Raw genomic sequence first — 12,631 nt, 5'->3', positions numbered from 1 at the left:
ACCCATCTGGGTGTACATCCCGTAGCGTCCCCTGGACTTCGCAGGCGCGTACTCGGCGGACAGCAGTGCCGCGCCCGCCCACTCGCCGCCGACCGCGAAACCCTGCAGGAGCCGCAGCGTCAGCAGGATCAGCGGCGCCGCCATGCCGATCGTCGCCGCGCCGGGCACCAGACCCACCATCACGGTGGACAGCCCCATGATCGACAGCGTCGCGATCAGGGTCGACTTGCGGCCCAGCCGGTCGCCGAAGTGGCCAAAGAACGCCGCACCGATCGGACGGGACAAGAACGCCGCGGCGAAGGTCGCCATCGAGGCCACTGTCGCCATCGTCACGCCCAGATGAGGGAAGAACACCTTGGGGAACACCAGCGCCGCCGCGGTGCCATAGATGTAGAAGTCGTAGTACTCGATCGCGGATCCGACGAAGCTCGCCGTCGCGACGCGCTTCATCGAAGGGCTCTGCGGTGGTTTCTGCAGCACGGTCATGGTTGCTCCTGGGGACGGTTCGCTAACGTCTAGAAGTTAGGGATCCGCAGGCGCGATGGCGTGCTTGTGCTCACAACGACCGTATCCAGCGATGTTGAGGTTGTGCGCATTGTGCTCACGGTCTCGAGGCCGCCACAACCGCAGGTCAGTGTGACCGGCTCCACAGGTTTTCGCGGGTCACGGCTGATTTTGAGAGACTGCTAACCATGAGTACGACTAAGCACCGCGAGGTGGCCAAGCTTGATCGGGTCCCGTTGCCCGTCGAAGCGGCCCGCATCGGAGCGACGGGTTGGCAGGTAACCCGCACCGGCGCACGAGTCGTCACCAAGCTCGCCGGCCGCGGTTCACTGCAGCAGAAGGTCATTCGAGAGATCCCGAAAGCGTTCTCCGATCTCGGCCCCACCTACGTCAAGTTCGGCCAGATCATCGCGTCCAGCCCGGGCGCGTTCGGCGAGGAGCTCTCGCGGGAGTTCCGCAGCCTGCTCGACCGGGTACCGCGCGCCGACGCCGACGAGATCCACAAGCTGTTCGTCGAGGATCTCGGCGACGAGCCCACCAACCTGTTCAAGACCTTCGACGAGCAACCGTTCGCGTCGGCGTCGATCGCGCAGGTGCACTACGCGACCCTGCACACCGGCGAGGAGGTCGTCGTCAAGATCCAGCGACCGGGCATCCGGCGACGGGTCGCCGCCGATCTGCAGATCCTCAAGCGTGGGGCCCAGCTGGTCGAGTTGGCCAAGTTGGGCCGCAGGCTGTCGGCGCAGGATGTCGTCGCCGACTTCGCCGACAACCTCGCCGAGGAATTGGACTTCCGCCTCGAGGCGCAGTCGATGGACGCCTGGGTGTCGCACATGCACGCGTCGCCACTTGGCCGCAACATCCGGGTGCCGCAGGTGTACTGGGATCTGACCAGCGCGCGGGTGCTGACGATGGAGCGCGTCCAGGGCGTTCGCATCGACGATGTCGCCGCCATCCGCAAGAAGAATTTCGACGGCACCGAGCTGGTCAAGGCACTGCTGTTCAGCCTCTTCGAGGGCGGGCTACGGCACGGCCTGTTCCACGGCGACCTGCACGCGGGCAACCTGTACGTCGACGACGACGGCAAGATCGTGTTCTTCGACTTCGGCATCATGGGCCGCGTTGACCCGCGCACCCGCTGGCTGCTGCGCGAGCTGGTGTACGCGCTGCTGGTCAAGAAGGACCACGCCGCGGCGGGCAAGATCGTCGTGCTGATGGGCGCGGTCGGCAACGTCAGGCCGGAGGCCGAGGCGGCCAAGGACCTGGAGAAGTTCGCCACCCCGCTCACCATGCAGAACCTCGGCGACATGTCGTATGCCGAGATCGGCAAGCAACTGTCCACGCTGGCCGACGCCTACGACGTCAAACTGCCGCGCGAGCTGGTGCTGATCGGCAAGCAGTTCCTCTATGTCGAGCGCTACATGAAACTGTTGGCGCCGCGCTGGCAGATGATGACGGATCCGCAGCTGACGGGCTACTTCGCCAACTTCATGGTCGAGGTCAGCCGCGAATACAAAGATCCCGAAGTAGATGAGGTCGACGCTTAAGTGGAAATCCGTACCGGCACCGCCAAATCCGGCGATCTCGACATCTACTACGAGGACATGGGCGACCAGAACCATCCTCCGGTGCTGCTCATCATGGGCCTGGGCGCGCAATTGTTGTTGTGGCGCAAGGGTTTCTGCGAGAAGCTCGTTGACCAGGGTCTGCGCGTGATCCGCTACGACAACCGCGACGTCGGCCTGTCCAGCAAGGTGACCGGCCGTCACACGGGCGCCAAACTGTTGCCGCGGATGGTGCGGTCGTTTCTCGGCAAGCCCAGCCCGGCGGTCTACACGCTCGAAGATCTGGCCGACGACGCCGCCGCACTGCTGGACGACCTGGGCATCGACCGTGCGCACATCGTCGGCGCGTCAATGGGCGGCATGATCGCCCAGATCTTCGCGGCCAGATTCCAGCGGCGCACGAAGACGCTCGGCATCATCTTCTCCAGCAACAACCAGGCGCTCCTGCCGCCGCCGGGTCCCCAGCAGCTGCGGGCCCTTCTGCAGCGGCCTGCGGACTCCACGCAAGAGGCGATCGTCGCCAACGCGGTAAGGGTGGCCACGATCATCGGCAGCCCGGGCTATCCGCGACCCGAGGAGCAGCTGCGGGCCGACGCGATCGAGGGCTACGAGCGCGCCTACTACCCCGCGGGCATCGCGCGGCACTTCGCTGCGGTGCTCGGCAGCGGCAGCCTGCGGCACTACGACCGCCAGATCACGGCGCCGACCGTCGTGATCCACGGCAAGGCCGACCGGCTGATGCGCCCCTCCGGCGGGCGCGCCATCGCCCACGCCATCAAGGGCGCGCGGCTGGTGCTGATCGACGGAATGGCCCACGATCTGCCGGAGGAAGTCTGGGACCAGCTCGTCGGCGAGCTGAAGACGAACTTCGCTGAAGCGCCCTGACCGGCAGCTATTGCGGATTCGGTACTCACCCCGAAATCGGTTAGCATTCTCCAGGCGGGAGGCATCCGGGGGTTGATCCATGGCGCGTCCCGGAGCAGGTCCTCCACCACGTCTTTTCGGTGGAAGCCTTGGTGTTATCAGAGAGGCAAACATCGACATGTCAGATAAGGGCAAAGGCAGCCTGAAGCCGCATTTTGAGGACGTTCAGGCGCATTACGACCTGTCCGACGAGTTCTTCGCACTGTTCCTGGATCCGACGCGGACCTACAGCTGCGCCTACTTCGAGCGCGAAGACATGACGCTGGAAGAGGCGCAACGGGCCAAGGTCGACCTGGCGCTCGGCAAGCTGGGCCTCGAGCCGGGGATGACGCTGCTCGACGTGGGCTGCGGCTGGGGCTCGACGATGATGCGGGCCATCGAGCGCTACGACGTGAACGTGATCGGCCTGACGCTGTCGAAGAACCAGGCCGCGCGCGTCGAGAAGGTGTTCGAGGAGTCGGACTCCCCGCGTTCCAAGCGCGTCATGCTCAAGGGGTGGGAAGAGTTCGACGAGCCTGTCGACCGCATCGTCTCGATCGGCGCCTTCGAGCACTTCGGCTTCGACCGGTACGACGACTTCTTCAAGCTCGCGTATGACCTCATGCCCGACGACGGCATCATGCTGCTGCACACCATCACGGCGCTCAGCGGTCCGCAGATGGTCGAGCGCGGAATGCCGCTGACCTTCAACTTCGCCCGCTTCGTGAAGTTCATCATCACCGAGATCTTCCCCGGCGGCCGGCTGCCGTCGATCGAGAAGGTCGAAGAGCACAGCGGCAAGGCCGGCTTCACCCTGACGCGCCGCCAGTCGCTGCAGCCGCACTACGCGCGCACGCTGGACATCTGGGCGCAGAACCTCGAGGCCCACAAGGATGAGGCGATCGCCATCCAATCTGAAGAGGTCTACGAGCGGTACATGAGGTACCTGACCGGTTGCGCGGACGGGTTCCGGGTCGGCTACATCGACGTCAATCAGTTCACTCTGGAGAAGTAATGGCCGACAAAACGGCAGCCACCACCAAGAAGCGGCAGAGCGTCGATGAGGTGCGCGCGCACTACGACCTCAGCAACGAGTTCTTCCAGCTGTTCACCGACCCAACGGTCACCTACAGCTGTGCGTACTTCCCCCGTGAAGACATGACAATGGAAGAGGCGCAGATCGCCAAGCTCGATCTGAGCCTCGGCAAGCTGGGCCTGAAGCCGGGCATGACGTTGCTTGACGTCGGCTGCGGTTGGGGCTCGATGATGAAGCGGGCGATGGAAAAGTATGACGTCAACGTCGTCGGCGTGACGCTGAGCAAGAACCAGCACGAGTACTGCCAGAATTTGCTCGCAGGCGTCGACTCCGACAGGTCCTACAAGGTTTTGTTGCAGGACTGGTCAGAGGTCAAGGAACCCGTCGACCGGATCATCATGATCGAGGCGCTGGAGCATTTCGGATTCGAGCGCTACGACGACTTCTTCAAGTTCGCCTACGAGTTGATGCCCGATGACGGCGTCATGATGGTGCACTCGATCTGCGGGCTGACCCCGGCGGAGATGAAGGAAAAGGGCGTCCCACTCACCTTCAATTTTGCCCGTTTCATCAAGTTCGTTCTCACCGAGATCTTTCCGGGTGGACGTTTGCCGTCGGTGGAAAAGGTCGAGGAGCATTCGACGAAGGCCGGATTCAAGGTGACCCGGATCCAGTCGCTGCAGCCCGACTTCGCCAAGACTCTCGACATGTGGGCCGACGTGCTGGAGTCTCGCAAGGACGAGGCGGTCGCGATACAGTCCGAAGAGGTCTATGAGCGATACATGAAGTTTCTCAGGGGGACGGCCGACGGTTTCCGGACCGGCTATGTCGACATAAACCAATTCACAATGGAAAAGTGACTTACCCGGCACTTAACAGGCACCGTGCGAATGGGCCTGGGGACGTTCGACCAAGTAGCGTCCCTGACAATTCAGAAGTCCTGCATGCCAGGAATCAGACCAAGTTATCGAGAGGCGAGATGACGGACATGTCCGTAAAGCCAAAGGATCCGTTGAAGCCGCATTTTGAAGAAGTTCAGGCTCATTACGATCTCTCTGACGATTTTTTCGGGCTGTTCCAAGACCCGACGCGCACCTACAGCTGCGCGTACTTCGAGCGCGACGATATGACGCTGGAAGAGGCGCAGATCGCGAAGGCCGATCTCAACCTCGACCTGCTCGACCTCAAACCGGGTATGACGCTTCTCGACGTCGGCTGCGGCTGGGGCGCCACGATGAAGCGGGCGGTGGAAAAGTACGACGTCAACGTCGTCGGCTTGACGCTGTCGAAGAACCAGCACGCCTACACCACGGCGCTGCTGGACTCCGTCGACAGCGACCGCTCGCGCCAGGTTCTGCTGCGAGGGTGGGAGCAGTTCAGCGACCCGGTCGACCGCATCGTCTCCATAGAGGCCTTTGAGCACTTCGGATTCGAGCGCTACGACGACTTCTTCAAGAACGCGTTCAACATCCTGCCCGATGACGGGCGGATGGCGATCCAGAGCAGCACCGCATTCCGGCCCGAGGAATACGTTGCCAAAGGCAAGAAGCTGACCTTCGACGTGGCCCGCTTCATCAAGTTCATCATCACCGAGATCTTCCCCGGCGGCCGCATCCCGTCCGCCACGATGATGGTGGCGCACGGCGAAAAGGCGGGATTCGTTGTGCCCGACTATCTCTCGTTGCAGACCCACTATGTCCGGACGCTGCGCACGTGGGCCGACGCATTGGAAGCCAACAGGGATCAGGCGATCGCGGTGGCCAACGAAGAGAACTACGACCGGTACATGAGGTACCTGCGCGGCTGCCAGAACTACTTCGCCGACGAGATGCTCGACTGCAACCTGGTCACGTACCTCAAGCCGGGCGCCGCAGGGTAACTCCGCCGCGCGCTGAGCGCTACCGCGTGCTCAGCGTCCCCTCGATGTACTCCGCGCGGCATGCCCGTCGCGCCAACTTGCCACTTGTCGTGCGCGGGATGACACCGGCGGCGACGAGCCGAACGTCGTAGGTGTTGACGGCGTGCTTGCGTGACACCGCCTTGCGGACGGCGTCGATGATGGGCTGTGGATCCGCCCGGCCCGCTCCAGGCCCCCGCTCGGCGACGATGACGAGCTTCTCGCTTGTGTCGTCGGGCGCGCCGTCGGGCAGTTCACGCGCCGGAACCGAGAACGCCGCGACGAAGCCGTGCCGTATCCCGTCGGACGCTTCGGCGACAGTCGCCTCGATGTCCTGCGGGTAGTGGTTGCGGCCGTCGACGATGACCATGTCCTTGATCCGCCCGGTGATGTACAGGTCGCCGTCGATGTAGCAGCCGAGGTCGCCGGTGCGCAGCCATGTCGCATCGTCGGGAGTGCCGTCGGCGTGGCTGGCTGTGTCCAAACGGGACTGAAGCTTGTTGCCGAATGTGTACTCGGTCTCCTCGGGCCGCGCCCAGTAGCCGCGACCGATGTTGTCGCCATGCAACCAGATCTCACCGACGCATTCGTCGGGTAGTTCGGCCCCGGTGTCGGGATCGACGATCGCGGCCCACTGGCTCACCGCCACCTCGCCGCAGGACACCTGCGCAAGCGCGTTGGGGGCGTCGGGCTCAACGCGAACGACCCGCCCGCGTCCCAGCTCCTCGCGGTCGACGTAGACAGCCGTCGGTTCGGTGTAGGGCAGGATCGACGAAACGAAAAGCGCCGCCTCCGCCATCCCGTACGACGGCCGCACGGCGGTCTTGGTCAGGCCGTACGGCAGGAACGCGTCGGTGAACTTGAGGATCGACTCGAGGTTCACCGGTTCCGAGCCATTGATCAGCACCACTTTGCTCAGGTCGACGGGCGTTTCGCCGGGCATCCCCCGCTGCGCGACCAGATCGAACGCGAAATTCGGTGCGGGAGAAACGATGTGGCAGTTCTTCGACTCGTCAGAGAGCACCTGAATCCAGCGCAACGGTCTGCGAACGAATGCCATCGGCGACATGAAGGTGAGGTGTCCGCCGTAGAGGATCGGGAAGCCGATCATCATCAGCCCCATGTCGTGATACAGCGGCAGCCAGCTGACACCGTTGATCTCGTCGGCGGCACCTTCCAGTCCGATGGAGAGCACCATCTGCAGCAGATTCGTGCCCGCGGCGCGGTGGGTGATCTCCACGCCGGTCGGGGTGCGGGTCGAACCAGACGTGTACTGGAGGTAGGCAACCTCGTCGTTGAGAAGCGTCACCGGCGCGTACGTCGACCCCACCGAGTCGGGGATGGCGTCCACGGCGATGATGCGGGGTCGCTTCTCGCGCGGCATCAGCCGGACGAACTTCTGCACGGCGTCGCCAACGGCGGTCGTCGTCAGCACCACGGCGGGCTGGGCATCGGTGAGCACGGCGTCGAGGCGTTCGGCGTGGCCCGGCAGCTCGGGCGCGAAAAGGGGCACCGCGATGCTCGCGGCCTGGATGGAGCCGAAGAAGCTGGTCACATAGTCGAGGCCCTGGGGCGCCAGGATCGCGACGCGATCACCCCGCGTCGTCACCTGCTGCAGCCGGGCGGCGATCGCTCGTGAGCGCGTGCCCACCTGGTCCCAGGTGAGCTCGACGCCCTTTCCGTCGGGATCCTGGCTGTAGTCGACGTAGCGGTAGGCGAGCGCGTCGGCGAAGTCGACGATGTTCTTGTCGAGTAGCGCGGACAGGTTCGTGCCCTCGGGCAGCGCAATGTGACCGTTCGCGTCCAAGTAGGGCTCGGTAGCCGGCCCTACTCCTCGACCGGGTGCGCCACGCACAGAAGCACTCTCCATAAGCGTAGTCTAAGAGATAGTGGGCTGAAGCCGTGAATCGGCGGGGACCTCGGGATTCAATGCATTCCTCCTCTAGGCGTTCCGATCTGCGAAAACGTGACCACGGCTCTCACATTTGTCACACCAGTCACGGTTAGTTACCTTAGTGCGCGACAATGAGACCTTCTGCCATATTTGTGTGGCAGATAACACTCTTTCAGGGTGGGGCGTGCCGCTCGCCTGGAACTTCCGACGATGACGTCGGGCATGTACCCGGCATTGTTTGTCCGGCCATCTGATGCCTCATTTCCCCGATGTGCAGCATCACTGCGACTCGTCTTCGGTACTTTTGACGACTTTCTGACGACTCTTCGTCGACCCTACCCAGACAGGCAGGTGCGCGTGCCGCGAGCGCGCCGGGCGGATGCAGTTAGTCGTTGTCGGATTCGTGCGACCCCGTTCGTCGGACAGGTAGAGAGTGGAACACAGGGTTCTGCTCCTCGACGTGGAAGGTTTCGAAGATGCACTACTTCGCCCTGCTGATCAGCCCTGAACGTGATCTCACGCCCGAAGAGGGCGCCGATGAGATGACGGCGTACCAGAATTTCCATGCCAAGGCCGCCTCGGCGATACGGGCGGGCGATGCGCTGGCGCCGCAGTCGACCGGCGTGCGCATCTCCGGCGGACCGGACGCCCCGATCGTCACCGACGGCCCGTTCGCCGAGGGCGCCGAGGTCGCGGGCGGCTACTACGTCTTCGAGGCCGAGAACCTCGACGAGGCGCTGGCGCTGGCCCGCGACATTCCGGCCGCCAAATACGGCGGGGTCGAGGTGTGGCCGATGGTGCACTTCTCCCCTGCGCGTACGCCACTGACCACCGACAGCTGGCTGGCGCTGCTGCTCGAGCCGGCAGACGCCGCCGTCGAGCCGGGGACTCCGCGGTGGGACGAGGGCATCAAGGCGCACACGGAGTTCGGCAAGATTGCGGGTGACCGCGCGGTGGGCGGCGCCCCGCTGCACCCGCCGACGACGGCGACGACGATGCGGGTGCGCGACGGCGAGGTGCTGCTGACCGATGGGCCGTACGCCGAGGGCGCAGAAGTGGCCAACGGCTTCTACTACATCAACGCCGCCGACCGGGACGAGGCGGTGAAGGTGGCGTCGATGATTCCTGCGTCGACGGTGGAACTGCGGCGGCTGGCCGGCGTATCCGGGCTCTGACCCGTCAATGGCTAACCTGGACAGCGTCTTTCGGCGTGAGTGGGGCCCTGCCGTCGCCGCGCTCGCGCGTTGGTCGGGTGACCTGACCGTCGCGGAGGACGCTGTCCAGGAGGCCTTCGCCGAAGCGCTACGCGCCTGGCCCCGCGACGGCGTGCCGGACAATCCCGGCGGGTGGGTCATGACGGTGGCGCGCAACCGCGCGCTGGACCGGCTGCGCCGCGAATCGGTCCGGCCGGGGAAGGAGCTCGCAGCCGTGGTGGACGATATCCGGGCCCGCACCGATCGCGCGGACATTCCCCATCCGGTCCGCGATGACGAGCTGCGGATGATGTTCACTTGCGCTCATCCGGCGCTGGACCGGGCGTCCCAATTGGCGTTGACGCTTCGGCTCATCTCCGGGCTGACAGTCGCCGAGATCGCCAGGGCCCTTTTGCAGTCCGAGGCGGCCGTCGGAGCGCGAATTACGCGGGCCAAGACCAAGATCCGGCACGCGAACATCCCGCTGCGGGTTCCGCCTGCAGAGCTTCTGCCGGAGCGCACTCCTCATGTGCTCGGCTGCATCTACTCGGTGTTCACCGAGGGCTACTGGTCGACTGCGGGCCCTTCGGCCATTCGTGACGAGCTCTGCGACGAGGGCGTCCGGCTCGCCGGTGAGCTGTGCGCGCTGATGCCCGACTCACATGACGCGCATGCCCTGGCCGCCCTTGTGCTTCTGCATGATTCGCGGCGAGGCACCCGGGTGGGCGGCGATGGCGCACTGGTGCCGCTGGATGAGCAGGATCGCAGCCGATGGGACCGCGGCAGGATCGCCAACGGTGTGCAGCGCCTGCAGATGGCCGCCGGTGCAGACGGGCCGTATCTGCCGCAGGCCGTGATCGCCGCGATCCATGCGACGGCGCCGAGCTGGGACCGGACCGACTGGACGACGATCTGCGCGGCCTACGACCGGCTGCTGCAGGTCGCCGACTCCCCCGTGGTACGGGCTAATCGCGCCCTGGCCATCGGGTTTCGCGACGGCTTCGCCGCCGGACTTGCTGCTCTTGATGGCGTTGCCGACGATCCGCGGCTGGCCCGATCGAGCACCGTGCCGTCGATACGGGCCGATCTGCTGCGGCGGGCGGGTCGCAGAAGCGAGGCACTGCGGTGGTATGAGACGGCTTTGGCACACGCGGGCTCCGACCCGGCCCGAGCCTTCCTGACCCGCCGCATCGCCGAGTGCTCCCCTTAGCCTGCCGAGCAGACGCAAAAGTACCCTTCTCAAGGGCTTTTCGGGTACATATGCGTCTGCTCGCGCTAGGAAAGGGGGACGTCGAGGATCGGTTGGTCGACGTTGGCGTCGGGGCCGTCGAAATGCCACCATTCGCCCGAATACACCGAAAGACCACCGGCAGCCATGCCGTCGCGCAGCCATTTGCGGTTGGCCTGCTGGTCGGCGGTGACCCCGCCGGTGGCGAAAGCCTTTGCCTTGGGCGAGAAGTCGTCGAAGCTTGTGCCCATGTCGATGGGCCAGCCATAGTGGCCGTCGACCAGCGTCACGTCGACCGACCGGCCCGACTCGTGGCTACGCGCCGATGTCCCCGGCCGCGCCACCCAGTTCGAGTCCGGCACGGCGTCGAACAACTCGGCCTGCACGGCGTGCGGGCGGTAGCAGTCCCAGAACACCAGCTTCGCGCCGCGCGAACGGAACGCGTCGGCGGCCTTCACGAGGCCCGGCGCCAGCGACTCGTGCACGAGGCAACGCGCGTCGGCCGGATACAGCGGCTTGCCGACGAAGTTGTCCGCCGTCGCATAGCGCAGGTCGACGACCGCGTCCGGGATGACGCTGGTGATGTCGACGTAACCGGCCTGCGCCGCAGTGGCCGGCTCGGCCTGCGCGACGGGCGCGCCTGCAACGGCTATCGTCAGCCCGACGAAAGCCGTTGCGAGCGTGCGCACTTCGACGGGCTTAGGCCTCGGTGAAGTTACGGGTGACCGCCGGATCGACCGGAATGCCGGGGCCGGTGGTCGTCGAGACGACGACCTTCTTCAGGTAGCGCCCCTTCGACGACGACGGCTTGGCGCGCAGGATCTCGTCGAGCGCGGCGCCGTAGTTCTCGGCGAGCGACGTCTCGTCGAACGACGCCTTGCCGATGATGAAGTGCAGGTTGGCCTGCTTGTCGACGCGGAAGTTGATCTTGCCGCCCTTGATGTCGTTGACCGCCTTGGCCACGTCGGGGGTGACGGTGCCGGTCTTCGGGTTCGGCATCAGGCCACGCGGGCCGAGCACACGCGCGATGCGGCCCACCTTGGCCATCTGGTCGGGGGTGGCGATCGCGGCGTCGAAGTCCAGGAAGCCGCCCTGGATCTTCTCGATGAGGTCGTCACTGCCGACGATGTCGGCGCCCGCGGCCTCGGCCTCTGCGGCCTTGTCGCCGACGGCGAACACCGCGACTCGGGCCGTCTTACCAGTGCCGTGCGGCAGGTTGACGGTGCCGCGCACCAGCTGGTCGGCCTTGCGCGGATCGACGCCGAGCCGGATGGCGACCTCGACGGTCGCGTCCTGCTTCTTCGAGGACGTCTCCTTGGCCAGCTTCGCAGCCTCCAGCGGGGTGTACAGCTTGTCCCGGTCCACCTTCTCGGCGGCTTCGCGATAAGCCTTGCTGGTCTTGCTCATTTCGTATCTCCTAATCAGAGGTGTGGTTGGCGAGCCGATGCCAGCTCTCCCACGAAGAACCCGTCGAACTACTCGACGGTGATGCCCATCGACCGGGCAGTGCCCGCGATGATCTTGGCGGCCTGATCGATGTCGTTCGCGTTCAGGTCTTCCTTCTTGGTCTCGGCGATCTCGCGCACCTGATCCCAGGTCACCTTGGCGACCTTGGTGGTGTGCGGTGTGCCGGAACCCTTCTGCACACCCGCGGCCTTGAGCAGCAGCTTGGCCGCGGGCGGGGTCTTCAGGTTGAAGGTGAAGCTGCGGTCCTCGTAGACGGTGATCTCCACGGGGATGACGTTGCCGCGCTGGTTCTCCGTCGCGGCGTTGTACGCCTTGCAGAACTCCATGATGTTGACACCGTGCTGACCCAGCGCGGGACCGACCGGCGGGGCGGGGTTGGCCTGCCCGGCCTGGATCTGCAGCTTGATCTGCCCGATGACTTTCTTCTTCGGAGCCATGGTGGTGGGTGTTCCTCTCTAGATCTTGGCGACCTGGTTGAAGGTCAGTTCGACGGGCGTCTCGCGGCCGAAGATGGACACCAGCACCTTGAGCTTCTGCTGTTCGGCGTTGACCTCGCTGATGGAGGCAGGCAGCGTGGCGAACGGTCCGTCCATGACGGTGACCGACTCGCCGACGGCGAAATCGACCTCGATCGGCGCCCGTTCCAGGCTGGCCTCCGACGACGCCGCACCCGAGGTGCTCTTGGCGGCCTTCTTCGGCTGGCCCTGCGGCAGCAGGAACTTGACGACATCGTCGAGGCCCAGGGCCGACGGTCGTGATGTCGCGCCCACGAAGCCGGTCACGCCGGGGGTGTTGCGCACCGCGCCCCACGACTCGTCGTTGAGCTCCATGCGGACCAGGATGTAGCCGGGCAGCACCTTGCGGTTGACCTGCTTGCGCTGGCCGTTCTTGATCTCGGTGACCTCTTCGGTGGGCACCTCGACCTGGAAGATGTAGTCGCCGAC

The 12,631-nt window shown here is 65.1% G+C and carries 13 protein-coding genes; 7 read left to right on the top strand and 6 right to left on the bottom strand.

The window, feature by feature from the left end; genetic code table 11:
* Window positions 1-450: MFS transporter (locus tag QOJ24_RS26970; RefSeq protein WP_526266679.1), on the bottom strand; the 450-nt coding region annotated here is incomplete at its 3' end.
* A gap of 242 nt (window positions 451-692) precedes the next feature.
* Here QOJ24_RS26970 and QOJ24_RS26965 point away from each other — a divergent pair.
* The 5 genes from QOJ24_RS26965 to QOJ24_RS26945 all read left to right on the top strand — a co-directional run bounded on the left by QOJ24_RS26965 (window position 693) and on the right by QOJ24_RS26945 (window position 5,887).
* A complete protein-coding gene (locus QOJ24_RS26965; RefSeq protein WP_526266677.1) occupies window positions 693-2,051 on the top strand; it encodes an ABC1 kinase family protein in 1,359 nt (452 codons plus the stop codon).
* Window positions 2,052-2,954, top strand: a complete 903-nt coding sequence (locus QOJ24_RS26960) for an alpha/beta fold hydrolase (protein WP_526266676.1) — start codon at window positions 2,052-2,054, stop codon at window positions 2,952-2,954. It abuts the gene before it with no gap.
* A gap of 157 nt (window positions 2,955-3,111) precedes the next feature.
* Entirely contained in the window at window positions 3,112-3,987 is an 876-nt protein-coding gene (locus QOJ24_RS26955) for a cyclopropane mycolic acid synthase family methyltransferase (protein WP_526266674.1), read from the top strand.
* Window positions 3,987-4,868 (top strand): cyclopropane mycolic acid synthase family methyltransferase, encoded by an 882-nt coding sequence (locus QOJ24_RS26950; RefSeq protein ID WP_526266673.1) that lies wholly within the window; start codon window positions 3,987-3,989, stop codon window positions 4,866-4,868. The genes QOJ24_RS26955 and QOJ24_RS26950 overlap by 1 nt, the downstream gene beginning before the upstream one ends.
* 119 nt (window positions 4,869-4,987) lie before the next feature.
* Complete coding sequence (locus QOJ24_RS26945; RefSeq protein WP_526266672.1) at window positions 4,988-5,887, top strand: cyclopropane mycolic acid synthase family methyltransferase; 900 nt, start codon at window positions 4,988-4,990, stop codon at window positions 5,885-5,887.
* 19 nt (window positions 5,888-5,906) lie between these two features.
* Here the strand turns inward: QOJ24_RS26945 and QOJ24_RS26940 are convergent, their stop codons facing one another.
* Entirely contained in the window at window positions 5,907-7,775 is a 1,869-nt protein-coding gene (locus QOJ24_RS26940; protein ID WP_526266670.1) for a fatty acyl-AMP ligase, read from the bottom strand.
* A gap of 500 nt (window positions 7,776-8,275) precedes the next feature.
* Here QOJ24_RS26940 and QOJ24_RS26935 point away from each other — a divergent pair, with 500 nt between their 5' ends.
* Window positions 8,276-8,974: a YciI family protein gene (locus QOJ24_RS26935; protein ID WP_526266669.1), complete on the top strand. Its 699-nt coding sequence runs from the start codon at window positions 8,276-8,278 to the stop codon at window positions 8,972-8,974.
* Between the two features lie 7 nt (window positions 8,975-8,981).
* On the top strand, window positions 8,982-10,202 hold the full coding sequence (locus QOJ24_RS26930; protein ID WP_526266668.1) for an RNA polymerase sigma factor: 1,221 nt from the start codon (window positions 8,982-8,984) through the stop codon (window positions 10,200-10,202).
* 65 nt (window positions 10,203-10,267) lie between these two features.
* On the opposite strand, the gene QOJ24_RS26925 is transcribed toward QOJ24_RS26930, so the two are convergent.
* The 4 genes from QOJ24_RS26925 to nusG all read right to left on the bottom strand — a co-directional run.
* Window positions 10,268-10,909 carry a M15 family metallopeptidase gene (locus tag QOJ24_RS26925; RefSeq protein WP_526266666.1) on the bottom strand — a complete coding sequence of 214 codons (642 nt, stop codon included), beginning with the start codon at window positions 10,907-10,909 and terminating at the stop codon, window positions 10,268-10,270.
* 10 nt (window positions 10,910-10,919) lie between these two features.
* The gene (gene rplA, locus QOJ24_RS26920) at window positions 10,920-11,627 is read right to left on the bottom strand and encodes a 50S ribosomal protein L1 (protein WP_526266665.1); all 708 of its coding nucleotides are present in this window, start codon (window positions 11,625-11,627) and stop codon (window positions 10,920-10,922) included.
* Window positions 11,628-11,695: 68 nt separating this feature from the next.
* Window positions 11,696-12,124 (bottom strand): 50S ribosomal protein L11, encoded by a 429-nt coding sequence (rplK, locus tag QOJ24_RS26915; protein ID WP_526266664.1) that lies wholly within the window; start codon window positions 12,122-12,124, stop codon window positions 11,696-11,698.
* An 18-nt stretch (window positions 12,125-12,142) separates the two neighbouring features.
* On the bottom strand, window positions 12,143-12,631 hold a 489-nt coding region (gene nusG / locus QOJ24_RS26910), incomplete at its 5' end, for a transcription termination/antitermination protein NusG (protein WP_526266663.1).

The organism is Mycobacterium sp. (assembly GCF_032159775.1).
Lineage (GTDB): Bacteria > Actinomycetota > Actinomycetes > Mycobacteriales > Mycobacteriaceae > Mycobacterium.
The sequence above is the reverse complement of the archived record's forward strand: the minus strand, read 5'-3'. Positions and strand labels throughout refer to the sequence as shown.